The organism is Stenotrophomonas sp. YJH_SMC_127, from assembly GCF_059372445.1.
Window position 1 is genome coordinate 284874 of the sequence record NZ_JCAFVO010000002.1, and the last position, 23882, is coordinate 308755.

At 67.6% G+C, this 23882-nt stretch carries 20 protein-coding genes; 12 read left to right on the top strand and 8 right to left on the bottom strand.

The window, feature by feature from the left end:
- The first annotated feature begins 102 nt into the window (after positions 1–102).
- The 4 genes from AC5QAB_RS06585 to AC5QAB_RS06600 all read left to right on the top strand — a co-directional run bounded on the left by AC5QAB_RS06585 (position 103) and on the right by AC5QAB_RS06600 (position 3148).
- Positions 103–507, top strand: a complete 405-nt coding sequence (locus AC5QAB_RS06585) for a response regulator (RefSeq protein ID WP_495233330.1) — start codon at positions 103–105, stop codon at positions 505–507.
- 9 nt (positions 508–516) lie between these two features.
- Positions 517–2103, top strand: a complete 1587-nt coding sequence (locus AC5QAB_RS06590; RefSeq protein ID WP_495233234.1) for a sensor histidine kinase — start codon at positions 517–519, stop codon at positions 2101–2103.
- Positions 2104–2173: 70 nt separating this feature from the next.
- Entirely contained in the window at positions 2174–2515 is a 342-nt protein-coding gene (locus tag AC5QAB_RS06595) for a type II toxin-antitoxin system prevent-host-death family antitoxin (protein WP_014647343.1), read from the top strand.
- Between the two features lie 3 nt (positions 2516–2518).
- Entirely contained in the window at positions 2519–3148 is a 630-nt protein-coding gene (locus AC5QAB_RS06600) for an ATPase (RefSeq protein ID WP_014647342.1), read from the top strand.
- A 72-nt stretch (positions 3149–3220) separates the two neighbouring features.
- On the opposite strand, the gene proP is transcribed toward AC5QAB_RS06600, so the two are convergent.
- A complete protein-coding gene (gene proP / locus AC5QAB_RS06605; protein ID WP_495233235.1) occupies positions 3221–4711 on the bottom strand; it encodes a glycine betaine/L-proline transporter ProP in 1491 nt (496 codons plus the stop codon).
- A 569-nt stretch (positions 4712–5280) separates the two neighbouring features.
- Between proP and AC5QAB_RS06610 the strand changes: the two genes are divergently transcribed.
- Positions 5281–5697 (top strand): host attachment family protein, encoded by a 417-nt coding sequence (locus AC5QAB_RS06610; RefSeq protein WP_495233236.1) that lies wholly within the window; start codon positions 5281–5283, stop codon positions 5695–5697.
- A 5-nt stretch (positions 5698–5702) separates the two neighbouring features.
- A complete protein-coding gene (locus AC5QAB_RS06615; protein WP_495233237.1) occupies positions 5703–6026 on the top strand; it encodes a thioredoxin family protein in 324 nt (107 codons plus the stop codon).
- 59 nt (positions 6027–6085) lie between these two features.
- Here the strand turns inward: AC5QAB_RS06615 and AC5QAB_RS06620 are convergent, their stop codons facing one another.
- Together AC5QAB_RS06620 and AC5QAB_RS06625 are read right to left on the bottom strand one after the other, a co-directional pair.
- Complete coding sequence (locus AC5QAB_RS06620; RefSeq protein WP_032962604.1) at positions 6086–6328, bottom strand: hypothetical protein; 243 nt, start codon at positions 6326–6328, stop codon at positions 6086–6088.
- A gap of 417 nt (positions 6329–6745) precedes the next feature.
- Complete coding sequence (locus tag AC5QAB_RS06625; RefSeq protein WP_236636461.1) at positions 6746–8500, bottom strand: autotransporter family protein; 1755 nt, start codon at positions 8498–8500, stop codon at positions 6746–6748.
- Positions 8501–8711: 211 nt separating this feature from the next.
- On the opposite strand from AC5QAB_RS06625, the gene AC5QAB_RS06630 reads away from it, so the two are divergent.
- Both AC5QAB_RS06630 and AC5QAB_RS06635 read left to right on the top strand, forming a co-directional pair.
- Entirely contained in the window at positions 8712–8915 is a 204-nt protein-coding gene (locus AC5QAB_RS06630; protein ID WP_235643033.1) for a hypothetical protein, read from the top strand.
- A 488-nt stretch (positions 8916–9403) separates the two neighbouring features.
- Entirely contained in the window at positions 9404–11755 is a 2352-nt protein-coding gene (locus AC5QAB_RS06635; RefSeq protein ID WP_197561371.1) for a GH92 family glycosyl hydrolase, read from the top strand.
- A 431-nt stretch (positions 11756–12186) separates the two neighbouring features.
- Here AC5QAB_RS06635 and AC5QAB_RS06640 read toward each other — a convergent pair whose 3' ends face one another.
- Both AC5QAB_RS06640 and AC5QAB_RS06645 read right to left on the bottom strand, forming a co-directional pair.
- Complete coding sequence (locus AC5QAB_RS06640) at positions 12187–13617, bottom strand: sensor histidine kinase (protein WP_495233238.1); 1431 nt, start codon at positions 13615–13617, stop codon at positions 12187–12189.
- Entirely contained in the window at positions 13610–14284 is a 675-nt protein-coding gene (locus AC5QAB_RS06645; protein WP_014647334.1) for a response regulator, read from the bottom strand. Before AC5QAB_RS06645 ends, AC5QAB_RS06640 begins: the two co-directional genes overlap by 8 nt.
- Positions 14285–14346: 62 nt before the next feature.
- Here AC5QAB_RS06645 and AC5QAB_RS06650 point away from each other — a divergent pair, with 62 nt between their 5' ends.
- The 3 genes from AC5QAB_RS06650 to AC5QAB_RS06660 are packed head-to-tail and all read left to right on the top strand — an operon-like array spanning position 14347 to position 19837.
- Positions 14347–15594, top strand: a complete 1248-nt coding sequence (locus tag AC5QAB_RS06650; protein WP_495233239.1) for a TolC family protein — start codon at positions 14347–14349, stop codon at positions 15592–15594.
- Entirely contained in the window at positions 15591–16763 is a 1173-nt protein-coding gene (locus AC5QAB_RS06655; protein WP_495233240.1) for an efflux RND transporter periplasmic adaptor subunit, read from the top strand. The genes AC5QAB_RS06650 and AC5QAB_RS06655 overlap by 4 nt, the downstream gene beginning before the upstream one ends.
- Positions 16760–19837 carry an efflux RND transporter permease subunit gene (locus AC5QAB_RS06660; protein ID WP_495233241.1) on the top strand — a complete coding sequence of 1026 codons (3078 nt, stop codon included), beginning with the start codon at positions 16760–16762 and terminating at the stop codon, positions 19835–19837. Before AC5QAB_RS06655 ends, AC5QAB_RS06660 begins: the two co-directional genes overlap by 4 nt.
- Before the next feature lie 100 nt (positions 19838–19937).
- Here the strand turns inward: AC5QAB_RS06660 and AC5QAB_RS06665 are convergent, their stop codons facing one another.
- Complete coding sequence (locus AC5QAB_RS06665; RefSeq protein WP_032962618.1) at positions 19938–20681, bottom strand: SDR family oxidoreductase; 744 nt, start codon at positions 20679–20681, stop codon at positions 19938–19940.
- Positions 20682–20787: 106 nt separating this feature from the next.
- Here AC5QAB_RS06665 and AC5QAB_RS06670 point away from each other — a divergent pair, with 106 nt between their 5' ends.
- Positions 20788–21741, top strand: coding sequence for a LysR substrate-binding domain-containing protein (locus AC5QAB_RS06670; RefSeq protein ID WP_197561376.1), 954 nt, complete (start codon positions 20788–20790; stop codon positions 21739–21741).
- A 67-nt stretch (positions 21742–21808) separates the two neighbouring features.
- Here the strand turns inward: AC5QAB_RS06670 and AC5QAB_RS06675 are convergent, their stop codons facing one another.
- Together AC5QAB_RS06675 and AC5QAB_RS06680 are read right to left on the bottom strand one after the other, a co-directional pair.
- Complete coding sequence (locus AC5QAB_RS06675) at positions 21809–23176, bottom strand: heavy metal sensor histidine kinase (RefSeq protein WP_197561377.1); 1368 nt, start codon at positions 23174–23176, stop codon at positions 21809–21811.
- Complete coding sequence (locus AC5QAB_RS06680) at positions 23173–23871, bottom strand: heavy metal response regulator transcription factor (protein ID WP_197561378.1); 699 nt, start codon at positions 23869–23871, stop codon at positions 23173–23175. The genes AC5QAB_RS06675 and AC5QAB_RS06680 overlap by 4 nt, the downstream gene beginning before the upstream one ends.
- Positions 23872–23882: the final 11 nt, after the last annotated feature.

Consider the following 23882-nt stretch of genomic DNA (forward strand, 5'->3'; position numbering starts at 1 on the left):
GGCGGCGATCTTCATCGATCATCACGCGCCCTTGTAGCCCGTTTCGCGCATCCTGCAGGCGTTGCGGCAGAGGTGCGCCGCGTGTATCGAGGAGCGCGGGTCGTGCTGGAAGCGGGCAACAAGCCAGAGGGCCTGAAAGGGCTGCGGGTGCTGGTGGCGGAAGATGAATTCGCCATCGCGATGTTCCTGGTGGACTATCTGGAACTGAAGGGGGCGCGGGTGGTGGGACCGGCCGGTGACCTGCAGGCGCTGGGGCGTCTGGTCGATGAGAACCCCATCGATGTCGCCCTGCTGGACATCAACCTGGGGGGTGAACTGGTCTACCCCTTGGCCGACCGCTTGGCGGACGCCGGCACGCCGTTCATGTTGACCTCCGGCTACGATGACAATCTGCCCAGCCGCTTCGCTGGCGCGCCCCGCTGTACCAAGCCCTATCACATCGAGGCACTGGTGCAGCAGCTGGCACGGCTGGTGGCAGGCCCGCAGGCTGCTGCGGACATCGCCTGATTGCGCGGCATGTCACACCGCATCCAGGGTCTCCCGGCCGTTGAGCGCCCGGCGGGCATGCCGCCGTCGCTGCAGGCGCATGCGCGCCATGACGGCATGGCCGCCCGTATTGCCCGCCACGACTGGTCAGGCACGCCACTGGGTGCGATCGAGCGATGGCCGCCGCACCTGCGCGCCACTGTCGACCTGATGCTGGCCCACGGCTTCCCGATGATCGTGCTGTGGGGCGAGCAGCTGGTGCAGCTCTACAACGATGGCTATGCCGAGATCCTCGCCGACAAGCATCCGGGCGGGCTTGGCCAGCCCACCCGCGAGTGCTGGCCTGAGGTCTGGCACATCAACGGCCCGATCTACCAGCGGGTGTGGCAGGGCGAGACCATCACCTACGAGGACAAGCTCTATCCGCTGGCGCGGCGGGGGCGGCTGGAGGATGTCTGGTTCACCATCACCTACAGCCCCATCCGCGGTGAGGAAGGGCGCATCAACGGTGTGCTTGTCACCATGTTCGAAACGACGGCCGCGCATGTCGCGCAGGCGGCCCGCGAGCGCGAGGAGCAGAAGCGCCGTGAGAGCGACCGGCGCCTGGCGCTGGCATTCAAGGTGCTGCCGGTGGGCGTCTGCATTGTCGATGCCGAAGGCCGACTGCAACTGTCCAACGACCGGATGCGGACCTATCTGCCCACCGGCAAGGTGCCGTCCACTGATCGTCCCAACCACTACCGCTGGCAGGGATGGCACCCCGACGGCTCGCGCATCGAGCCCCATGATTTCGCCATCGCCCGCGCCCTGCGGGGGGAGACGGTGGTCCCCGGCCTGGAGTTCCAGTTCATCCATGACGACGGGCGCGCCCGCTGGACACGCGTCGCCGCTGCGCCGCTGCGCGATGCAGACGGCGAGGTGACCGGGGTGTTCGCCATTGCGGTGGATATCGACGACCTCAAGCGCGCCACCGAGCGCCAGGCGGTGCTGCTGGCCGAACTGCAGCACCGGGTCCGCAACATCATGTCCACCATCCATGCCCTTGCCTGGCGGACGCGCAGCACCGTGGCCAGCGTGGACGAGTACGCCGAGCGGCTGTGCGGGCGTTTGATGTCGCTGGCGCGCACGCAGAGCCTGCTGACCCGCGGCGGCAATGCCGGGGTCTGCCTGCGCGGGATGATCGAAGAGGAAGTGTCGGCGCAGATGCCGGGCACGGGCCTGTGCGAACTGCACGGTGAGGACGTGCTGCTGCCACCGAAAGCGGCCGAGGTGCTGTCGTTGGCCATCCATGAGCTGGCGAGCAATGCGCTGCGCTACGGCGCGGCCGCGCGCGAGGCGGGGCGGATCGAGGTGTCCTGGCATCTGCAGGTGCAGGACGCCGAACCGTGGCTGGGCCTGCACTGGTGCGAGCGCCATGCCGACGTGGAGGGCTGGGAAATGCCACGCCAGCGCGGCCTGGGCCGGGCGCTGATCGAGCAGCGCGTGCCCTACGAGCTGGCTGGCAGCGGCGAGCTGCACTTTGGCCCACAGGGGCTGGATGCGTGGATCCGCTTCCCGCTGCGCGAACGCGACAGCCTGCTGCAGACCGACGCTCCGGACACCGCGCCCCTGCGGTAAAAGGGGATTTATCCCCAATTTGGCCAAATTGGGTATAGTGTCGCTCATCCACCCCGCCTGGAGCCGTGCCATGACCCTGCCGCTGGATCTGCCTGGCCTTGAAAAGGCCCCGGCCTCGTCGGTGAAGACCCGGGGCTGGCCGAGCCTGATGCGCACCGTGCGCGAAAAGCAGGCGCTGGTCATCACCAACCACAACCACCCGGAGGCGGTGATCGTGGACATCCGCACCTACCAGGAACTGCTGGCCAAGGCCGCTGGCGGTGATGCCGGTGAGCGCAGCGAGGAGCTGCAGCGCCTGCGCAGCGAGTTCGACCAGACCCTGGCCGGGCTGCAGCGCGGGGAAGGGCTGGGCAAGGTGCTGGGCCAGCCGATCCGGCGCGGCCGCAAGGTCACCCTTGGCCGTCCGCTCTGATCGATGGGACGCATCCTGGCGTTGGCCGGTGTCAATGGCGCCGGCAAGAGTTCGCTGCTGGGCACCTGGCTGGACGCCGAAGGGCTGAGCTGGTTCAACCCGGACTCGTTCACCCGCCGCCTGGTCGACGCCGGCTGGCCGCTGCCGGACGCCAATGCCGAGGCCTGGCAGGAAGGCACCCGCCGCCTGCGCCAGGCCATGGCCGATGGCACCGACTTCGCCTTCGAGACCACGCTCGGTGGCAACACCATTCCGCGCCTGCTGCGTGAGGCCTGCGAGCGGCACCAGGTGGCGATCTGGTTCTGTGGGCTGGCCGATGTCGGGCTGCACGTCGCCCGTGTGGCCGCGCGGGTGGCCGCCGGTGGCCACGATATTCCGGTGGAGAAGATCCACGCGCGTTTCGATTCGGCGCGCGCGAACCTGCTGGAGCTGCTGCCGCACCTGGCCGAGCTGCATGTCTACGACAACAGCGCGCCGGCCGATGCCGACGGCTGCGTGGTGCCGCTGCCGGTATTGGCCATGGCTGCAGGCCAGCTGCATTACCCGGTCGCAGTGGCCGACCTGTTGCACACGCCGGGCTGGGCCAAGCCCATCGTGATGCGCGCGATGGAATTGGACACCCCGGGTGATTGATGCCGCACGGGGTGCGGAGTCGAACCCATGCTCGGCTGATCCCCTGGAAGTCAGCCGAGCGCGGGCTCGGCTCTACAACGCCGGCTTCGCCTGCTCGGGCTCGGCAACGTCCGGCAGCGGCGGCAAGGTCGGGTCCACCGTCACCGGCACATCGCTCTTCAACAGCGCAGCCGCTTCCCGTTCACTGCCGACCGCCGGCGGTGAACCGCGCAGCGGCAGGCCGGCGGTTTCCTTCACGAACAGCATGGTCACCAGCCCGATCACCGCCGCGCCCATCAGGTAATAGGCCGGCACCAGCGGGTCGCCGGTGCGTTCCACCAGCCACGCGGTCACCAGCGGCGTGGTGCCACCGAACAGCGACACCGACACGTTGAAAGCGATCGACAGCGCGCTGTAACGCACCGGGGTGTAGAACAGCGCCGGCAGCGTGGACGGCATCGAGCTGGTGAAGCACACCAGCGCCAGCCCCAGCAGCATCAGGCCGAGAAAGATCAGCCCGTCGTTGCCGCTGCCGACCAGCAGCAGGCACGGAATGGCCAGCACCAGCAGCGCGATGCACGCACCGATGATCATCGGGCGCCGGCCCAGCCGGTCACTGAACAGGCCGCCGACGATGTTCAGCGGCATCATCACCAGCATCACGATGATGATCAGCAGCAGGCCCTTGCTCTCGGCATAGCCCATGGTGACGCTGAGGTAGCTGGGCATGTAGGTCAGCAGCATGTAATCGGTGACGTTGAACACCAGGACCAGGCCCATGCACACCAGCAGCTGGCGGCCATGCACCTGGAACAGCGCGCCCAGCCCCGGCCGCTCGTGCTCACGCTTCTCGGCTTCCTCGGCGAAGGCGCGGAACGCCGGTGTTTCCTCCAGCTTCATGCGCATGTACAGGCCGAGCAGGCCCAGCGGGCCGGCCACCAGGAACGGAATGCGCCAGCCCCAGTCCAGCATCTGCTCGCTGCTCAGCAGCATGTGCAGCGCGGTGACGGTGCCGGCGCCGGCGATGTAGCCGCCCAGCGTGCCGAACTCCAGCCAGCTGCCCATCAGGCCGCGGTTGCGGTCGGTGGAATACTCGGCGATGAAGGTGGCCGCGCCCCCGTATTCGCCGCCGGTGGAGAAGCCCTGCACCACGCGCGCCAGCAGCAACAGCACCGGTGCCCAGATGCCGATGCGCTCGTAGGCGGGAATCAGGCCGATGGCAAACGTGCCCAGCGCCATCAGGATCATGGTGAACGCCAGCACTTTCTGGCGGCCGTAGCGATCACCCAGGGGGCCGAATACCAGGCCGCCCAGTGGCCGCACCAGGAACGCCACGGTGAAGGTGGCGAACGCAGCGATCACCTGCGCGGTGGGGTTGCTGGAGGGGAAGAACACCTGGCCGATGGTGACGGCCAGATAGCCGTAGACACCGAAGTCGAACCACTCCATGGCATTGCCGAGTGCGGCCGCGCCGACGGCGCGCTTGAGCATGGGCTTGTCGACGACGGTGATCTCATCGACCTTCAGGTGGCGGCGGCGTTTGAACCAGCCGAAATGGGCATGTGCATCGGGGGTGTCCTGCATGGGGGCTCCCTTGTAGGCAGAAGAGGGGAAATGAGCGGTGAGGTAGGTCCCGGAAATCGGAAACGGCGATGCAGGCGCAGGTGGCGCAGGGGCATCGGTGAGTGGCGTGGGGGCCGGTGAATGTGTGCAGGCACGACGCCACGCGCACGGCAAAGCACCGCCGCAACGGCGGAAACGCAGCAACGGGATCACAGCGGTCGCGCAATCAGCGGCCGGCGGTCACAGCAGCGTGGGGAGTGCAGGCCGAGGGCCTGCGGGCGTCATCCGCCAGGATCCAGCGCGAGGCGGTGGAACGGCAGGGCGGGAGCCATCGTGGCAAGCGAAGCGCCGGTCGGCAGTGCTTCCCACGTAACAGGTGCGCCCGTCACGTAGTGGGTCGTGTCGATCATCCGTTCATCATAGCGGCATCGGCGTGAGCATGCAGCGAAGCGGACTGATCTGCACGCTGTGTTCCATCGCGCCTGTTCATGCGCGCGGCATGCAATGACAAGTGTTGAACGAACTCTGGCCGCAGCGCTCACGCGACGCTGTCTACGGTAGCGCTGAACGCAATCGAGAAGGAGCATTGCATGACCCGACGCATTCCCGAAGGCGCGTTGATCATCGTCGCCGATGGCGGTTCGGCCCGCGTGTTCACCAACGTCGGCAGCGAACATCAGCTGGCGTTGAAGCAGGAAGGTGAGCTGCGCCTGCAGGACATCAGCGAGCAGGGCGTCTCCGGTCAGGGCCCGGCTGGCGCGGTGCCCAAGGACATGTCCATTTCGCAGCTCAACGAGGCGACGTTTGCCAAGCAGGTAGCGGAGCAGTTGAACGAAGATGCGCTCAACAACCGCTATGCACACCTGGTGCTGGTGGCAGACCCGACCACGCTGGGCCGTATCCGCCCGCTGCTGCACAAGGAGGTCCAGGCGCGCCTGCTGGGCGATATCGCCAAGGACCTGACCAACGCCCCGCTGGCGGATATCCAGAAAGCGCTGGCGGCGTAACCGGCATGCCGTTCATGCGTGACTACCCGGCGGCGGAGCCTGCGGGTGCGGACATGGAAGCTCAGGCGGGGTGGCAGCTGCTGGACTTCGGTGCACCCTGGTGTGGCCATTGCCAGGCCGCGCAGCCCGCACTCCAGGCGCTTGTGGACGCCCACGATCTTGTGCATTGGAAGATCGAGGATGGCAAGGGAAAGCCGCTGGGGCGTGCGTTCAAGGTAAAACTGTGGCCCACCGTGGTGCTGCTGCATGACGGCCAGGAAGTGGCGCGCGTGGTGAGGCCGGTCGACAGCGCCGACCTCGCCACCTTGCAGGGCGCATTGCCAGATTGAGGGCAGCGATCGCTGCGTGCGGTGCGCACGGCGTCGAGCAGGCTCGGCTGCATCGCGGTCTAGTGATAGGTCACCTTCTCCGCTTCCGCACGCAGCTTCTGCAACAGGCACCGCCCATGCTGGCTCAGCATGACCATCGCGTTGGCGATCTCTTTGGCGTTGTAGCCCATCGGTGCGGGCGGCTTCGGCTCGGGGCCGTACTGTTCGCCGATGAGGATGGCCATGCCTTCGGCGCTGTTGAGGGCGTGTTCGATGCGCTGGAAGAGCGACTCCATGGCCGGACTGAGTGGACGTTGGGTCATGCGGGAACTCCTTGGGAAGCGAGGGCCACCGCAAGGGTGGCGGGCGGTGCGAGGTTGGAACTTCGGCTGAGCTACGAGAAAAGCCGGAGGGCCATGCGGCCGCCGCACACCGCCCGCCGTAGTTACGGCAAGCAAATCTCGTAGCTCAAAACGGGGTTCCAATCCCGGCAGCGGGATGTCCGCTGCGGCGCCATCTTGTACGGGTCACGACGTGGAATGCTCATTGATGCTTTCTGCCAAACGGGCAGAATCGAAAGGTCACGTCACTCACCGCTGCAGATCCCGGCAAACAAGTGTCTGACGCGACAATCCCTGTCGCGCCCTTCACGCCGTGGCCGCGAACCCCAGTCCGGCAGCCACACCTCCCGCCTTGATATCAACCCGCAATCGAATCGATCGCGGGCTGAAGGCGACCGATTACCAGCTGTAACTGACACCCACCTGCGCACTGGTCTGGTGATAGCCACTGGCCTTCTGCAGCGACAGCCCGCCCCAGGCGCCGATGCCGTTGCTGAACTTCACCGACGCGCCGCCACTGAACTCGCCACGGCTGCGCGGCACGCGCGCATCGGCGATCTCGTCATCCATGCGGATCTGCGATTCGGCGCGGGTGTGCAGCCAGTTGGCGGCCAGGTACGGCTGCACCTCCGCCGCGCCATTGCCCCAGCGGGTCACGCCGGACAGGCGCAGGCCTGCACGCCCGAACACGCCATTGGCATTCTCGGTGCTCACCACCGTGCCGTTGGCCTCGGTGTGGCGGTTGCTGTCCCAGCGGCTGTAGCCCACCTGCAGCTGCGGCTCCAGGTAGATGCCGCCGTTGTTGGCACCGCCGACGCGGAACGCGTAGCCGGTTTCCACCGCCCCCTGCCAGGCACGGCTGTCGTAGCGTTCCGTATCCAGGCCGATGCCTTCCACGCGATTGCGGAACTGCGCGCGCTGCACCGAGCCGTCCACATAGAAGCCTGCATACGGGTCGGCACCGTTGCCGCCGCGCCAGGTGGCGTAGATGCCCAGCGCTTCGCCCTTCACCTTGCCGCGGGCGTAGTAGCCGGTCAGCGCGTTGGTGGAGGTGCTGCTGGCGTTGCCGCTGGACAGCATCACGCCCACGCTGCTGCCCGAATCGTGACGCCACAGATCGGCACCGACGGTCAGTGCCTGGCTGTTGCCACGGATGTCGAGCTGGCGGCTGATGGCATCGAAGCCGTTACGCGAGCCATCCACGCGGGCCCAGGCGCGGCCGGAGTTCTGGCCGGCGTTGCGGTCGTGGTAGCCCAGGCGGAACATCGTCTGCGCGGCCTGCAGGTTGGCCAGGTAGGCGCCGGGCTCGGGGCGCAGCACCGGCTCCGGATCGACCGGATTGCACTCGGGCAGGCTCGGATTGACCACGCACGGGTCCGGCTGGGTCGGCAGCTGCGAGCGCAGGTACCAGTTGCCGTCGGCGCCGGTGCCTTTGTGCAGGAAGTACTCGTACTGGCCACCCACCGCACGCCCGGCCAGGTTGAACTGCCCGTTGGAAGCGCCGCCGACGGAGATCAGCTCGATGCCCTTGTCGGTCTGCGCCCCCGCGCCGCCGACATTGTTGACGCGCACGTTGGCGCTGCCGCTGGTGTCACCGCCGATGATCAGCTTGTCGGTGGCTGCGTCGTCGCCGGCCAGTACGGTGTTGAAGATGATCGTGCCATCGGCGCCGCTGAAGTTGCCGGCCACGTTGAGAGTGTGGAAGGCGGAGCCGTCGCCGAGGGAGATGGTGCCGTTACCGAGGCTTAGCGCACCGATCGTGGAATTGCCGGTCATGTTCCAGCTGGCCGAGTCCAGCGTGGCGCTGGTGACGTTGGTCATGACGCCGGTCAGTACCGCGCCATTGGAAAGCTTGGCGTGCAGCTGCGAGGTTGCATCGGCACGAAGCGTACCCTGCAGTTGTGACGCGCCGACGTTCAGATTCAGCGTACCGCCATCGACGGCTTCAGCAATCACGCCATTGCCGCCGCTTACAGTGCTGCCGTTTAGAACGTTGACAGTGGTTGGGGCGATGATCCCTGCACCACTGACAACAATGCCTGAGCCGTTTCGGCCGGAGACGCGCGACTTGTCGATGGTGAGTACGTTGTCACTGATTGGACTGGTGGGAGTTCCCCCGATGTCCTTCACAACGATGCCGTTCTCATCCCCCATGACGGAAGATCCGTTGGTGATGTTGACGCTTGAGTTCGAGAAGACTGCCAGACCGGACGAGATTTCGGACGGTAGGAGGCCGGCTCCGATGCCGGTTCCATCAATCGTCGTGTTGCTCAGGGTCAGTACGCCACCTTGAACATAGCCTCCGATTCCTTGGCCGATGATGCTCGAGTCAGTGACAGTTGCGGTGCCGGCAGCGCCACCAGAGATGCCATTGGTTACCGCCAATCCCGCGGCGCGGCTGTTCTGTATCCGGGTGCCGGCGATCGTTGCGCTGGAGGAGGCAATCTGGACGGCGGCAAACGGATCGGTGGCGGTGGCTGCTGCCCCCGTCATGGCGAGCGTGGATCCGTCGCTGATGCCTACGGATGTGGCGGCGCTGCCGGTGTTGAAGGTCAGCGTGGCACCCTGAGCCGTCCAGCTTTCAACAGGGTCGCCAGCATTCACGGTGGCCGACTGGCCCGGCCCGAGAGTTCCGGCCTGCGACGTGGAGGCAAGGGCGATGCCGGTTGCAATGGCCAGCGCAAGGGAACGGCGAACAGCGATCTTCATGACGTACTCCTGTTGGAATCAGAACCTCAGGAAAGGGGACCGCGTTCACTCGTCAGCGTTAATGAGACGCCGAGATGTTGTGAAGCCCATGTGATACCCGTGCCCTTTTCCGGCCCGCCCGACGCAAACTGCGCGAGAGATCACACAACGGCAGGAAATGTCGTCACTCGCTTTGCCGCGCCGTTTTGGGCACGGGGACAGTGTGGTGAAGGGGGATGGATCGATCCATGCAATTAATTGCAGTCTTCATTCGCCATAGGCTGTGTGATTGGAACCGTTCAGCCGCACCGCAGCATGCGGTGCCAGAACGCCGGTGCTACGATCCGACTACCGCCTGAATCGATCCAAATGCCGATGCCCACGCTGGACCGTCGTCTCCTGATCGCTTTCGCCGCGACCGCCGTGCTTGCCTCCGGGGCGGCGCTGGCGGCCCCGTCGAAATCCGCCGCCGAACGCGCCTATGGCTCGGTCGACCCGTTCATCGGCACCGGCGGGGAAGGCCATACCTACCCGGGGGCGACGGTGCCGTTCGGCATGGTCCAGCTCAGCCCGGACACGCGCATCCAGCCACGGGAAAAGGCCTATGGCTGGGCAGCGGGCTACCGTTACGACGACAGCAGCATCGTCGGTTTCTCGCACACGCATTTTTCCGGCACCGGGCATTCGGACCTGGGCGACATCCTGCTGATGCCGTTCACCGGCAGTCCCGGCCTGGAGCGTGGCGATCCCGAGAAGCCGCGCAGCGGCTATGCCTCCCGCTTCCGCCATGATGACGAGAAAGCGGAGCCGGGCTACTACGCGGTCACGTTGGACGATTACAAGGTGCGTGCCGAGCTGACCACCAGTACCCGCGTGGGGGTGCATCGCTATGCGTTCCCCAAGGGCACCGACGCCAGGGTGCTGCTGGACATGCGCACCAGCATGTACGACTACCCGGGCAAGGTGTTGTGGTCGCGGGTGCGGGTGCGTGCCGACGGCACGGTGACCGGCTTCCGCGAGACGCGCGGCTGGGCGCCGGGCCGCCAGCTGTATTTCGCGATGCGCTTCTCGCGCCCGCTGGCCGGGCATGAGCTGCACAACACCGAGCAGGACATCGTCTACAAGGGCTTCCCGCCGCCGGGCGAGAAGGATCCGTCCCAGCGCGCACAGATCGAGGGCCGTCAGCTGGTCGGTACCTTCGCATTCGGCAAGCTGGACGCACCGCTGGTGGTCAAGGTTGCCATCTCGCCGGTCAGCGAGGCCGGCGCCATTGCCAACCTCGACGCGGAAGTGGCCAACTTCGATTTCGACCGCGTGCGTGCGCAGGCGAAACAGGAATGGACGCAGGCGCTGTCGGTACTCGATATCGATGCCCCCGAGCATGCGCGGCGCAGTGCCTATACCGCGCTGTACCACACGATGCTGGGGCCGACGCTGTTCATGGACGCCGATGGCCAGTACCGCGGTTCGGACAACGCGGTGCACAAGGCCGACGGCTTCACGCACTATTCGACGTTCTCGCTGTGGGACACCTACCGCGCGCTGCACCCGTTGCTGACGCTGGTGCAGCCGGAGAAGCGCAACAGCGACTTCGTCAATTCGATGCTGGCCCACCATGAGCACAGTCCGTACGGCATGCTGCCGGTGTGGTCGTTCCATAGCCTGGAAGACTGGTGCATGATCGGCTACCACGCCGTGCCGGTGATCGCCGACGCCTACGTGAAGGGCATTCGTGGCTTCGACGCCGACAAGGCATTGAAGGCGATGGTCGAGACCGCCAACTACGGCCCGTATGACGGTATCGCGCAGTACCGTGAGCTGGGCTATGTGCCGATCGACGAGGAAGGCGAAGCGGCCAGCAAGACGCTGGAGTACGCCTTTGATGACTGGACCATCGCACGCATGGCGCAGGCGATGGGCAAGGCCGATATCGCGGCCACCTTCGACAAACGCGCGGGTAACTGGCGCAACGCGTTCGACAAGGACACCGGCTTCATGCGCGCGCGCAAGCGCGATGGCAGCTTCCGTACGCCGTTCGACCCCAGCGCCAGCGGCTACGGCACCGACTACACCGAGGGCAACGCCTGGCAGTATTCCTGGTATGTGCCGCAGGACGTGGCCGGGCTGGCGGCAGCGCACGGGGGCAGCGACAAGCTGCTCGCGCGCCTGGACGAGGTGTTCAACGCCAAGGTGGATCCGTCCATCTTCGAGCACATGGAAGACATCACCGGGCTGATCGGCTGGTATGCACATGGCAACGAACCCAGCCACCATGTGGCCTACCTGTACTCGTACGCTGGCCAGCCGTGGCGCACCCAGGCGCGCCTGAAGCAGATCATGGACACCCAGTACGCCGACCGTCCGGATGGCCTGGCCGGCAACGATGACGTCGGCCAGATGTCGGCGTGGTATGTGTTCACCGCGCTGGGCTTCTACCCGGTGGCACCGGGTTCGGGCGAGTACATCCTCGGCCGCCCATTCCTGCCGAAGACCGCGATGCGCCTGCCCAACGGCAAGACGTTCACCATCGTGGCCGATGGCCTGGATGACAGGCACACCTATGTGGGCAGCGTGAGCCTCAACGGCAAGCCGCTGCAGCGCACCTTCCTGCGCCACGACGAGATCCTGGCCGGTGGCGAGCTGCGTTTCAGCATGCAGGCCGAGCCGAACAAGGACTGGCCGGGGCAGGGCGCGCAGGCGCCGTACTCGATGAGCCGGTGATGCGGGGCGGCACCGCATTGCCGCCGTCATTGCCCCGCACCTGGTAGGTGCCAACCTTGGTTGGCACGCGGAAGATCAACGGCGCCCACCAAGGTGGGCCTCTGCCGGAATCCGTGGGTCGCGGTGCTTTTGGTAGGTGCCAACCTTGGTTGGCACGCAGGACGTCAACGGCGCCCACCAAGGTGGGCCTCTACCGGAACGCGTGGGTCGCGGTGCTTTTGGTAGGTGCCAACCTTGGTTGGCACGCAGGACGTCAACGGCGCCCACCAAGGTGGGCCTCTACCGGAACGCGTGGGTCGCGGCGCTTTTGGTAGGTGCCAACCTTGGTTGGCACGCAGGACGTCAACGGCGCCCACCAAGGTGGGCGTCTACCGGAATGCGTGGGTCGCGGCGCTTTTGGTAGGTGCCAACCTTGGTTGGCACGCGGGACATCAACGGCGCCCGCCAAGGTGGGCGTCTACCGGAATCCGTGGGTCGGGGTGCTTTCGCGAACGGAAACGCAACCCCACGCGCGCGCCACCGAGCGGCGCCGTTTCGATCATCAATATCGCGCCATGCCGCTGCGCGATCTCGGCCACGATCGCCAGCCCCAGCCCGCAGCCATCTCCCTCGCTGCTGGTCCGGTAGAACCGTTCCGTGACGCGCGCGCGCTCGGCTTCGGCGATACCTGTACCGTCATCGTCCACCCACACCTGCACGCCCTCGGCATCCCGCTGTAGTCCCAGGGTGATCACACCGGGCACGGCGCCGTAGCGCAGCGCGTTGTCCAGCAGGTTGCCCAGCGCCTCGCGCAGCAACTGCGGATCACCCTGTACCTTCACGCCGTCGTCGGGTCCGTCGTAACCCAGGTCCACGCCCGCCACCAACGCACGGTCGGCGTAGCGCTCGACCACGCCCCGTGCCAACGCGGCCAGATCCAGCGGCTGCAGCGGCAGTGCGCTGCCCTGTGGATCTTCCGAGCGGCTGAGCATCAGCAGCTGGTTGACCAGGTGCTGCAGCCGTGCCAGCCCGGCCAGCGTGCCGGACAGCGCCAGCTGCTGGGCCTGCGGATCCTGTTGGCGGAGTGAGCTCTCCAGCTCCACCTGCATTGCCGCCAGCGGCGTGCGCAGCTGGTGCGCGGCATTGCTGACGAAGCGCCGTTGCGCGGCCTGCAGCGCGTCCAGCCGTTGCAGCAGTGCGTTGTAGGCTTCGACCGCCGGCCACAGTTCGCGTGGGGCTTCCTGCGCGGGCTCCAGTGGCGCCAGCGGGTCCGGACGCGGGCTGGCCAGCCGCCGCGCCACCTGGTTGGCATGGCGTGCAGCCGCGCCGGTACCGGACCAGGCCAGCCACGCGGCCAGCGCCAGGATCGCGGCCTGGAACGGGATGCTGGCCAGCAGCAGCTTGCGCTCCAGCCGGTGCCGCTTGCGCAGCGTCTCGGCCACGCGCAGGCGGATATCGTGGCCCGGCCCAGCGCTGACCACGACCTCGACCATGCGCACCGGCTGCCCACGCAGGCGCGCGTCGTAGTAGACGGCATCGTCGCTGCCGGCAGCGATCGCGGGGCGGGGCAGCGCTTCGGGCAGGTCCCCATACAGGCGCCCGCCGGCAGCGTCGACCACTTCGCCATGCACTTCGTCAGCGGTATCCCAGGTGAACATGCGCGACACCGCGGGCGTGATCTCGATCGAGGCACGCCCGTCCTGCACCTTCACCAGCTCGGACAACGACATCGCCGAGTCCAGCAACCAGCGGTCATAGACCTGGCCGGCATAGAAGCGGGCCAACGTGAATGAACCGACCGCGCTGCACAGCAGCAGCACCAGCAGGGGCAGCCACAGGCGGCGCAGCAGCAGGCCGCGCAGGCTGTGCACACGCTCAGTCACCGCCGGCTTCCAGCCGATAGCCCAGGCCACGCAGCATGCGAATGCCGACGCCGGCGCGCGCCTGTTCCAGCTTGCGGCGCAGGCGGCTGACATGCACTTCGATCACTGACAGGTTGGCCTCGTGATCCCAGCTGTACAGCGCGTCGAACAGGCGCTGCTTGGTGACGGTGCGGCCAGGATGCTGCATCAGTGCCTCGACCAGCGACAGCTCGCGCGCGGTCAGTTCGATGCGCTGGCCTTCCACCTGCACTTCATTGCGGATGCTGTCGAAGCACAAACGGCCCAACCGCTTGTGCGCCGGTGCGTCGCTGCGGCGACGCGACAGCGCACGCAGGCGGGCTTCTAGTTCCCCCAGTGCAAACGGCTTGGCGAGATAGTCGTCGCCACCGCGGTCAAGGCCGAGGATGCGGTCCTCCACGCCATCGCGCGCCGTGAGGATCAGCACCGGCAGGGTGACGCCGTCGTTGCGCAGGCGCGAGAGCAGGTCGAGGCCATCGACGTCGGGCAATGAAAGATCGAGCACCATCACGTCATACGGCGCGCTGGCCAGTGCAGCCGGCGCGTGCAGCCCGCGCGAAAGGTGGTCGCACAGATGGCCGGCGCCCTGCAGGGCGCGGATCAGTCCATCGGCCAGGGCGGCGTCGTCTTCGATCAGCAGGATTCGCATTGCAAGCTTCGTGCAAGGTTGGGGCAAGTTTGGCGCAAGTGCGTCACCTTACCGTGACGTGCATGAATTTCTCCCGTCGCCTTGCGGCCCTGCTGGCCGCCCTTTCGTGCGCGCCTGCGACTTCGGCGCTGTCCTTGCAGGATGCACAGCGTGCAATGGAAGCGCACAACCCGGACCTGCGCGCGGCGGCATTGGAACTGCGTGGGGTGCAGGGCGATGCGCTGACCGCTGCGTTGCGGCCAGCTGCCGAGCTGTCGATCGGCAGCAGCAAGATCAGCCCGAAGCACGGCATCGGCCCGGGGCGCTGGCAGGACAAGCGGGTGGACAGCACGCTGGGCCTGGGCTGGACCTGGGAGCGCGGCGGCAAGCGCGCATTGCGCATCCGCCAGGCGGACGCGCTGCTGGAAGTGGCCGGGCTGGACATGCTCGATACCCGGCGCCGGCAGCAGGTGGCACTGCATGAAGCCTATTTCGGCCTGAAGGGCGCGCAGGAGCGGGCGCAGATTGCCGAGGCCAACCGCCAGAGTTCGGCCGAACAGATGGCGGCGGCCGACAAGCAGGTGGCCACCGGGGCGATGGCGCCGGTGGATCGCGCGCGGATGGCGGTGGACCATCTGGCGGTGGCCGATGCGGCGCGCGAGGCGGCCCTGGATCTGCGTGACGCGCGGCATGCGCTGGGCCTGCTGCTCGGCAGCGATGACAGCCGCGACCTCAGTGCCGATGACCCCTGGCCGGATGCCAGCAGCGTGGCCAAGGTGCGCGCGTTCGATCCGCAGCAGCGTGCCGATCTGCGCGCGGCACGCTCGCGCCTGGCCGCCGCCGACGCTGGCGTGGCCCTGGCACGTAGCGAGCGCCACCGCGACATCCAGCTGGGTGTGGAGGCCGAGCGCGAGCCCACCGATATCAGCGGTGTCACCTGGGGCGTGTCGTTGACCATTCCGCTGGGCGGCCCGTCGCGCGCACGCGGCGCGATCCAGCGTGCCGAGGCCGACCGGGAAAGCGCCGCGCTGGAACTGCAGCTGCTGCAGCGCGAAGCACACGCTGAACTGGACCAGCTGCAGGCCAGCGTGCAGTCCGCCGCGCAGCGCCGCAGCGACTACGAGGGGCTGCAGTCCGACGCTGCGCGCAAGGCGGTGGAGGGCATCGAACTGGCCTATCGCCGTGGCGCCGCCAGCCTGACCGATCTGCTCGACGCGCGCCGCAGCTGGCGCGAGTTCGAGGCCGCGCTGATTGATGCGCGTGCCGACCATGCCATTGCCCTGGCGCGCTGGGAAGCGGCCACATCCGTTGCTGAAGGAGAGTCCCGATGAAGTCCACCGTCGCCCATCGCCCGCGGGCGCGACATGCCATGCTGCCGGCCCTGCTGGCGCTGGCCCTGCTGGGCGGCTGCGGTCGCGAACCGGCGTCGTATACCGAGGATGCGCCGCAGGTCAGTGCCGGCCAGATCCTGTTTCCGGCCGGCAGCCGCCAGCTGGATGTGCTGCGCAGCGAGCTGGTGACCGCCGGTGCCAGCGCCAGCCTGCAGCTGCCGGGCCGGGTGGTCTGGGACGAGACCCGCTCCAGCGCGCTGCGCACCCCGCTGGCGGGGCAGGTGGCGCGCATCGAGGCACAACCGGGGCAGAAGGTGAAGGCCGGCCAGGTGATCGCCTGGATCACCTCGCCCGAGTTCGGCCAGGCGCAGGCGGAGGGCGTGCGTGGCCGTGCCGAGCTGCAGCTGGCACGCCGGGAACTGGACCGCACCCGCGAACTGCACGCGGCAGGGGTGGCGTCGGGCCGTGAACTGGACGAGGCCGAGGCCAGCTTCGCCGGCAGCCAGGCCGATCACGCGCGCGCGACCGCCTTCGCCAGGGCGTATGGCAACGGCCAGCACGTCGACCAACGGCTGCCGCTGCGCGCACCCATTGATGGCGTGCTGGTGGAGCGGCGGATGAGCCCGGGCATGGCAGTCAGCCCCGACAGCGAACAGCCGCTGGCGATGATTGGCGATCCTGACCGCCTGTGGTTGCTGCTGGATGTACCGGAGAGCCTGTCCGGACGCCTGAAGGCGGGCATGCAGGTGAGCGTGCCCGGCGCCGATGGGCAGCCGCAGCAGGCGACCCTGCAGCACGTGGATGACTTCGTCGACAGCGAACGCCGCGTGGTGGAGGCGCGCGCCGAACTGGACAACCGTGCGCGCGGTTTCAAGGCGGGCCAGTACGTGCGTGCGCAGGTGGCAGTGCCGGCCGGGGGCGGTGTCTCGCTGCCCGATGCTGCGGTACTGCTCATCGACGGCAAGCAGGTGGTGTTCGTGGAGGAGGCCAAGGGCCGCTTCGCGCGCCGCGCCGTGCGTGCCGAGGAACTGGGCGATGGCCGCCTGTGGGTGCGCGAGGGCCTGGCCCAGGGCGCCAGGGTGGTGGTCGAAGGGGGCCTGTTGCTGCAGCAGCTGGTCGACAGTGCGCCCGCAGCCGCCAGCACCGGGACGGGGCATGCCGCGCCATGATCGATCGCCTGATTGCCTATTGCCTGCGCCAGCCGCTGATGGTGATGCTGGCGCTGCTGCTGTTCATCGGCGCTGGCATTGCCGCGTTCCGCGTGCTGCCGGTGGAAGCCTTTCCGGATGTGTCCGACACCCAGGTGACGGTGGTATCGCTGCACCCGGGCCGGGCCGCGGAGGAGGTGGAGCGCGAGGTGACGATGCCGCTGGAAGTGGCACTGTCCGGCATCCCGCATTCGGTGCGGGTGTTCTCGCATACGCAATTCGGCCTGTCGATGGTCATCCTGACCTTCGACGACAAGGCCGACGATTACTTCGCGCGCCAGCAGGTGCTGGAACGCCTGCAGGGCGTGGAGCTGCCCGAAGGGGTGACGCCGGAGCTGGAGGCGATGAGCTCGGCGGTGGGCGAGATCTACCGGTACGTGCTGAAAGGCCCGCACCTGACGCCGACCCAGCTGCGCACCGTGCAGGAATGGACGATGGAGCGCAGCCTGCGCACCGTGCCGGGCGTAGCCGATGTGATCAGTTTCGGTGGCTTCGCGCGTACTTTCCAGGTCAAGCCGGACCTGGACAAGCTGCGTGACCGCGGCATCAGCCTGGGTGAGTTCGCCGAGGCGCTGGAGAAGGGCAGCTCGAACGCAGGCGGCGGCTACGTGGAACGTGGCCAGCAGCAGTTCCTGATCCGCGGCGTCGGTCTGATGCGTTCGCCGGCCGACATCGGCAACGTGGTGGTCGCGCAGCGCAGTGGCACGCCGATCCTGGTGCGCGACCTGGCCGGCATCGCCGATACCGGCCTGCCCCGGCAGGGCCTGGTCGGCCAGGATGAAAACGACGATGCGGTGTTCGGCATGGTGCTGATGCGCAAGGGCGAGAACCCGTCCGACGTGCTCGACGCCCTGCATGCGCGCATCGCCGAGATCGAAGCGAACCAGCTGCCGGCCGGGGTCAGCATCGAGCCGTTCTACGACCGCTCGTGGTTGGTCTCGACCACGCTGAAAACCGTCCTCAGCAACCTGCTGGAAGGCGCGGTGCTGGTGTTCCTGGTGCTGTGGCTGTTCCTGTACAACGCCCGTGCCGCGCTGATCGTGGCGGCGATGATGCCGCTTGCGCTGCTGTCGACCTTCCTTGGCCTGCATCTGTGGGGCGTGCCGGCCAACCTGCTGTCGTTGGGTGCGATGGACTTCGGCATCATCATCGATGGCGCGGTGATCGTGACCGAGCACATCGTCTCGCGATTGTCGAAGCTGCCACCTGCGGCCGATCGTAAGACACGGTTCTCGACCATTCTTTCGGCAGCGTCGGAAGTGGGCCGGCCGACGTTCTTCTCGATGCTGATCATCATCGCCGCGCACATCCCGATCTTCACCCTGCAGCGCCAGGAAGGCCGCATGTTCGCGCCGATGGCGTACTCGGTGACCTCGGCATTGATCGGCGCGCTGATCCTGGCGCTGACCGTGGTGCCGTTGTTCTGCTACTGGTGGCTGCGGCGCGACCGCATGCGCGACGGCAATCCGCTGATGGACCGCCTGACCAGCTGGTACCGGCCGGTCCTGGAGCGCGCACTGGCCCGCCCGCGTGCGGTAGTGCTGACCGCGGTTGCGCTGCTGGTCGGCACGCTGGCATTGGGCACGCGGCTGGGTTCGGAGTTCCTGCCCGAGCTGGACGAAGGATCGATCTGGCTGACGGCCACGCTCGACCCGAGCACCAGCCTGGGCGAAGCGCAGCAGCAGTCGCGGCGCATCCGTGAGCTGGTCGGCACGTTCCCGCAGGTATCGACGGTGGTGGCCAAGCTGGGACGCCCGGAAGACGGCTCCGATGCCAAGGGCGCCAACCAGATCGAGGCGCTGGTGGCGTTGAAGCCGGAGAAGGAATGGCCGAAAGGCGTGGACAAGCGACAGCTGGTGAGCGATCTGCAGCGCACGCTGGAGCAGCGCATTCCGGGCCCCGAGTTCTCGATTTCGCAGCCGGTGCGCGACAACATCCTGGAGAGCATCTCGCAGATCAAGGGCCAGGTGGTGATCAAGGTCAGCGGCTCGGATCTGGACGTATTGAACCAGCAGGCGCAGGCGATCCTCGGCCAGGTACGCGGCGTGGAGGGCGTGGAGAGCGCCTTCATCGACCGCGACGGGTCATTGCCGCAGCTGCAGATCGAGATCGACCGCGACCGCGCCGCGCGCTATGGCCTGAACGTACGCGACGTCGACGAAGTGATCGAGACCGCACTGGGCGGGCGCCAGGTCGGCGAGCTGTGGGAGGGTGACCGCAGGTTCCCAATCACCCTGCGCCTGGACGATGCCGATCGTGACCTGCAGCGGCTGCGTACGGTGCCGGTTGGCATCGGCGATGGCCACACGGTGACGCTGTCCGACGTGGCCGACTTCCGCATGGCCAGCGGCGCGATCAACATCTCGCGCGAGAACGCACAGCGGGTGAAGGCGGTGAGCATCTTCATCGCCGGCCGCGACATGGGCAGCGTGGTGGCTGACATGCGCAAGCGCGTGGATGCCAGCGTACAGCTGCCGGAAGGCTACCGGCTGGAGTGGTCCGGCGAGTTCGAGAACCAGCAGCGTGCGATGAAGCGGCTGGGCTGGGTGATTCCGCTGTCGGTGCTGATCATCTTCGTGCTGCTGTTCGATGCCTTCAAGGACATCAGCAGCGCCGCGCTGATCCTGGCCAACGTGCCACTGGCGATGATCGGCGGCATCCTGGCCCTGTGGCTGACCGGCATCCCGCTGTCGGTGTCTGCGGCGATCGGTTTCATTGCATTGTTCGGGCAGGCGGTCTTGAACGGGGTGGTCATGCTCAGTCGCTTCGCGCAGCTGCGCGAGCAGGGCATGGACCTGCTGCAGTCGGTGGTGCAGGGCTCGCTGCAACGCCTGCGCACGGTGCTGATGACCGCACTGCTGGCGATGTTCGGCCTGCTGCCGATGGCGACCTCGCATGCCATTGGCGCCGAGACCCAGAAGCCGCTGGCGGTGGTGGTGATCGGTGGCCTGCTGTCGGCGATGCTGCTGACCCTGCTGGTACTGCCCACGCTGTACTACTGGGTGCATCACCGCCGCGAGGCCCGCACGGGCTGACGGCGATATCCGGCTCTCCGCCCGGTAGAGGCCAACCTTGGTTGGCAGACGGCGAAGCGCCCACCAAGGTGGGCGACTACCGGTGTGCGATGGCCGCGGCCTACACCATTCCGCCGTTGGCGCGCAGCACCTGGCCGTTGATCCATCCGCCATCGGCACCTGCCAGGAACCCCACCGCGCCGGCGATGTCCTCCGGCGTACCCAGCCGCTCCAGGGGGTTCATCTTCGCCAACCGCTCGATCAGCTCGGGCGATTTTCCATCCAGGAACAGATCGGTGGCGGTCGGGCCCGGCGCCACGGCGTTCACGGTGATATTGCGTCCGCGCAGCTCCTTGCTGAGGATTGCGCCCATCGTCTCCACCGCCGCCTTGCTGGCCGCATACACGCTGTAGTTCTCCAGCCGGATGCCGACCACGCTGGTGGACAGGGTGATCAGGCGGCCACCGTCGCGCACCCGTCGCGCGCTTTCGCGCAGCACGTTGAAGGCGCCCCTGAGGTTGATGCCGATCACCCGCTCGAACAGGGCGTCGTCGGTATCGGCCAGTGGTGCCAGCTGCAGCACTCCGGCGCTGTTGACCACCACGTCGATGCCGCCGAAACGGGCTTCGATGGCGTCGAAGAGCTGGCGCACCGCCTGCGGATCGGACACATCGGCCTGCAGCGCGATGGCCTGCGCGCCGGCGGCGCTGAGTTCGGCCGCCAATGCATCGGCGTCGTCGCGGCGGCCCGCATAGTTGATCGCGACCGCGTGGCCTTCAGCGGCCAGGCGGCGGGAGATGGCGGCGCCGATGCCACGGGAGCCGCCGGTGACCAGGGCGACAGAGCGGGCGGGGGAGAGGGTCATGGTGGCTTCCACTGGGGCGCGCCGAAGTGGCGCAGGGCCATCTTCGCGAGATTGTCCTTTCGAATAATCCTGCATAATCCGTCAACATCATCCGGAGAGCCGAACAATGGATCGTTTCACGGCCATGCGCGCCTTCGTCCGTATCGTCGAGCGCCGCAGCTTCACCCGGGCCTCCGAGGACCTGGGCCTGCCGCGGGCCACGGTGACCGACGCGATCAAGGCGCTGGAACAGCGGCTGGGCGTGCGCCTGCTGCACCGGACCACGCGGCTGGTGGTGCCGACGCTGGAAGGCGAGGCCTTCTATGGCCGTTGCCTGCGCCTGATCGCCGACATGGACGACGCCGAGGCCGCGTTCCGTGATGCCCCGCCACGCGGGCCGCTGCGCATTGAAGTACATGGCACGCTGGGCCGGCACCTGCTGTTTCCGCACCTGCCGGAATTCCTGCAGCGCTACCCGGAGATCGAGCTGGACGTCAGCGAAGGCGACCGCTATGTCGACCTGCTGCGCGAAGGCGTGGATGCGGCGCTGCGGGTGGGGACGCTGGCCGACAGCGATCTGGCGGCGCGCCGGTTGACGATGCTGCGCGAGGTCACGGTGGCCGCGCCGGGTTATGTGCAGGCGCACGGCCTGCCCGATACCATTGAATCGCTGGAGCAAGGCCATCAGATGATCGGCTACCGCTCCAGCGCCACCGGCCAGCTGATCCCCCTGGAGTTCCAGCAGGCGGGACAGGTGCGCTACGTGCCGCTGCAGGCGCGGGTGCGTGTTTCCGGCGCGGATGCATTCCTTGGGGCCGCGTTGGCGGGCCTGGGCATCATCCAGGCACCGCGCTACCGGATGGACCCGTATATCGCGCGCGGGCAGCTGGTCGAGCTGTTGCCTGAGACGCCGCCGACGGCAAGCCCGTTGAGCCTGGTCTACCCGCGCAACCGCACGCCGTCGCCACGCTTGCGGGTGTTCATCGACTGGGTGGCCGGGGTGTTCGAGCAGGCCGCGGTTGCCGGCCAGCGGCCGGCACTACCGGAGCGGCACGCGAAGCTGTCCGACCGCAGGGGGTAGTGCTGGCCGCTGGCCGGCAACCGCAATGCGCTTGATGTACCCCGGGGGGGCCGGCCAGCGGCCGGCACTACCGGGCGGCGGCGCCCGGCAGCACCAGCTCGAACACGGTGCCGGTGTCATCGGACGCAACACTCACGCTGCCGCCATGCGCCTGTGCAATCGCGCGGGTGATCGCCAGCCCCAGCCCCGCACCTTCGTGTCGGCCACGCGCGCCGCGGTAGAACCGATCGAACAGGCGCGGCAGCGCTTCGGCGGAAATCGGCGTGCCGACGTTGTGCACGCTGACCCTGCACACGCCATCGGCCTCGGCCAGCCGTACCCGCACCTCGCTGCCGGCAGCGGCGTGCTTCAACGCGTTGGACAGCAGGTTGGCAATCGCCCGGTGCAGCATCAAGCGGTTGCCTTCCACGCTCGCCACACCTTCGCGGCGCAGGGTCAACTGCCGGTCCTCGGCCAGCAGCTCGTAGAACTCGAGCAGCGAATCCACCACCCCATCCAGCGCCACCGGCTCGCGCGAAGGCAGCGCGCCCGGTGCTTCGGCCTGCGCCAGGTACAGCAGGTCGCCCACGGTCTGTGCCAGCTGCTGCAGTTCCTCGGCACACGACGCCAGCGTCTCGCGGTAGGCCTCGTTGCTGCGCGGGTGCGCCAGCACCACCTGCACCTGGGTGAGCATATTGGTGATGGGCGTGCGCAGCTCGTGGGCGAGATCACCGGAGAATTCGGTCAGCCGCGCGAAGTCCCGCTGCAGGCGTGCCAGCATGCCGTTGAGGGTCTGCGCCAGCTGCTCCAGTTCGGCCGGTGCACTGCGCGCGCTCAGGCGGCGCTGCAGGCGACCGGCGGTGATCTGCCTGGCCTCATCGGCCAGCGTGCGCAGCGGCCGCAGCGTACGCCGCACCACATAGCCGCCGAGCAGGCTGCTGGCCACGGCGGCGCCGATGATGGCGATTGCCAGCAGGTGGCGGAAGCGCTCCAGGAAGTCGGCGTGACGGTTGTCATCAATGGCCAGCAGGGTCACCAGCTGGCTGCCGTCGGCCAGCGTCTGGCGCAGGTGCAGGGCATGCATGCAGCGACCATCGGTGAGGATCCAGTCGTGCCGCCGTGGCGCGGCGTCGATGGGCTGGCTGCGTGCATGCTCGCGCAGCAGTGCCGGCGCAGTGGAGAACAGTACGGTTCCGCTCCCATCAACAATGTGGAAGGCGATATCCGGATGATGGCCGAGCGCCTCTGCCAACCGCGGTCCGCGCGCGGCGGCAGGCCCATTGTCAGCGAGGTCGCGGATCAACGCGACCTTGTTTTCCAGTTCGATGAAGTCCTGGGCAACAAGATCATGGCGGGCGCTGACATAGATCGCCACGCCCAATACGGCCAGCACCAGCGTGGCCACGATGGCGAACAGCAGTGTCAGCCGTACCGCGATGGAACGACGCAGGCTCATCCGCTGTGCACGGCACCGTCGTCCGGCGCCTCCAGCACATAGCCCATGCCGCGCACGGTGACGATCAGCTTGGCATCGAAGTCATCGTCGATCTTCGCGCGCAGGCGGCGGATCGCCACGTCGATCACGTTGGTGTCGCTGTCGAAGTTCATGTCCCACACCTGCGAGGCGATCAGCGAGCGTGGCAGCACTTCGCCCTGGCGACGCGCCAGCAGCTCCAGCAGGGTGTATTCCTTCTGGCTGAGGGCGATGCGCTGGCCGCCGCGTTCGACCCGGCGGCGCAGGGTATCCACCACCAGGTCAGCGATGATGATGCGCTCGGCCTGCGGCTGTGCCTGGCCGCGACGCAGCAGGGTGCGTACCCGCGCCAGCAGCTCGGCGAAGGCGAACGGCTTGGCCAGGTAGTCGTCGGCGCCCAGTTCCAGGCCCTGCACGCGGTCGGCGATGCTGCTGCGCGCAGTCAGGAACAGCACCGGCACCTGCCATCCGGCGGCGCGCAGCCGCGACAGCACGTTCCATCCGTCCATGCCGGGCAGCATCACATCGAGAATGACCAGTTGGTACTCGCCGCTGCCGGCCAGGTGCAGCCCGTCCACGCCGTTGCAGCCGAGATCGACCACGTAGCCGGCCTCGATCAGGCCCTGGCGCAGGTAGTTGCCGGTCTTGGGTTCGTCTTCGACGATCAGCAGTTTCATGATGCGCCCAT

Coding starts and splice junctions, on each gene's coding strand:
- AC5QAB_RS06590 (WP_495233234.1), top strand. CDS start 517: ATGTCACACCGCATCCAGGGTCTCCCGGCCGTTGAGCGCCCGGCGGGC.
- AC5QAB_RS06595 (WP_014647343.1), top strand. CDS start 2,174: ATGACCCTGCCGCTGGATCTGCCTGGCCTTGAAAAGGCCCCGGCCTCG.
- AC5QAB_RS06600 (WP_014647342.1), top strand. CDS start 2,519: ATGGGACGCATCCTGGCGTTGGCCGGTGTCAATGGCGCCGGCAAGAGT.
- proP (WP_495233235.1), bottom strand. CDS start 4,711: ATGCAGGACACCCCCGATGCACATGCCCATTTCGGCTGGTTCAAACGC.
- AC5QAB_RS06610 (WP_495233236.1), top strand. CDS start 5,281: ATGACCCGACGCATTCCCGAAGGCGCGTTGATCATCGTCGCCGATGGC.
- AC5QAB_RS06615 (WP_495233237.1), top strand. CDS start 5,703: ATGCCGTTCATGCGTGACTACCCGGCGGCGGAGCCTGCGGGTGCGGAC.
- AC5QAB_RS06620 (WP_032962604.1), bottom strand. CDS start 6,328: ATGACCCAACGTCCACTCAGTCCGGCCATGGAGTCGCTCTTCCAGCGC.
- AC5QAB_RS06625 (WP_236636461.1), bottom strand. CDS start 8,500: ATGGGGGATGAGAACGGCATCGTTGTGAAGGACATCGGGGGAACTCCC.
- AC5QAB_RS06630 (WP_235643033.1), top strand. CDS start 8,712: ATGCCATTGGTTACCGCCAATCCCGCGGCGCGGCTGTTCTGTATCCGG.
- AC5QAB_RS06635 (WP_197561371.1), top strand. CDS start 9,404: ATGCCGATGCCCACGCTGGACCGTCGTCTCCTGATCGCTTTCGCCGCG.
- AC5QAB_RS06645 (WP_014647334.1), bottom strand. CDS start 14,284: ATGCGAATCCTGCTGATCGAAGACGACGCCGCCCTGGCCGATGGACTG.
- AC5QAB_RS06650 (WP_495233239.1), top strand. CDS start 14,347: ATGAATTTCTCCCGTCGCCTTGCGGCCCTGCTGGCCGCCCTTTCGTGC.
- AC5QAB_RS06655 (WP_495233240.1), top strand. CDS start 15,591: ATGAAGTCCACCGTCGCCCATCGCCCGCGGGCGCGACATGCCATGCTG.
- AC5QAB_RS06660 (WP_495233241.1), top strand. CDS start 16,760: ATGATCGATCGCCTGATTGCCTATTGCCTGCGCCAGCCGCTGATGGTG.
- AC5QAB_RS06665 (WP_032962618.1), bottom strand. CDS start 20,681: ATGACCCTCTCCCCCGCCCGCTCTGTCGCCCTGGTCACCGGCGGCTCC.
- AC5QAB_RS06670 (WP_197561376.1), top strand. CDS start 20,788: ATGGATCGTTTCACGGCCATGCGCGCCTTCGTCCGTATCGTCGAGCGC.
- AC5QAB_RS06675 (WP_197561377.1), bottom strand. CDS start 23,176: ATGAGCCTGCGTCGTTCCATCGCGGTACGGCTGACACTGCTGTTCGCC.
- AC5QAB_RS06680 (WP_197561378.1), bottom strand. CDS start 23,871: ATGAAACTGCTGATCGTCGAAGACGAACCCAAGACCGGCAACTACCTG.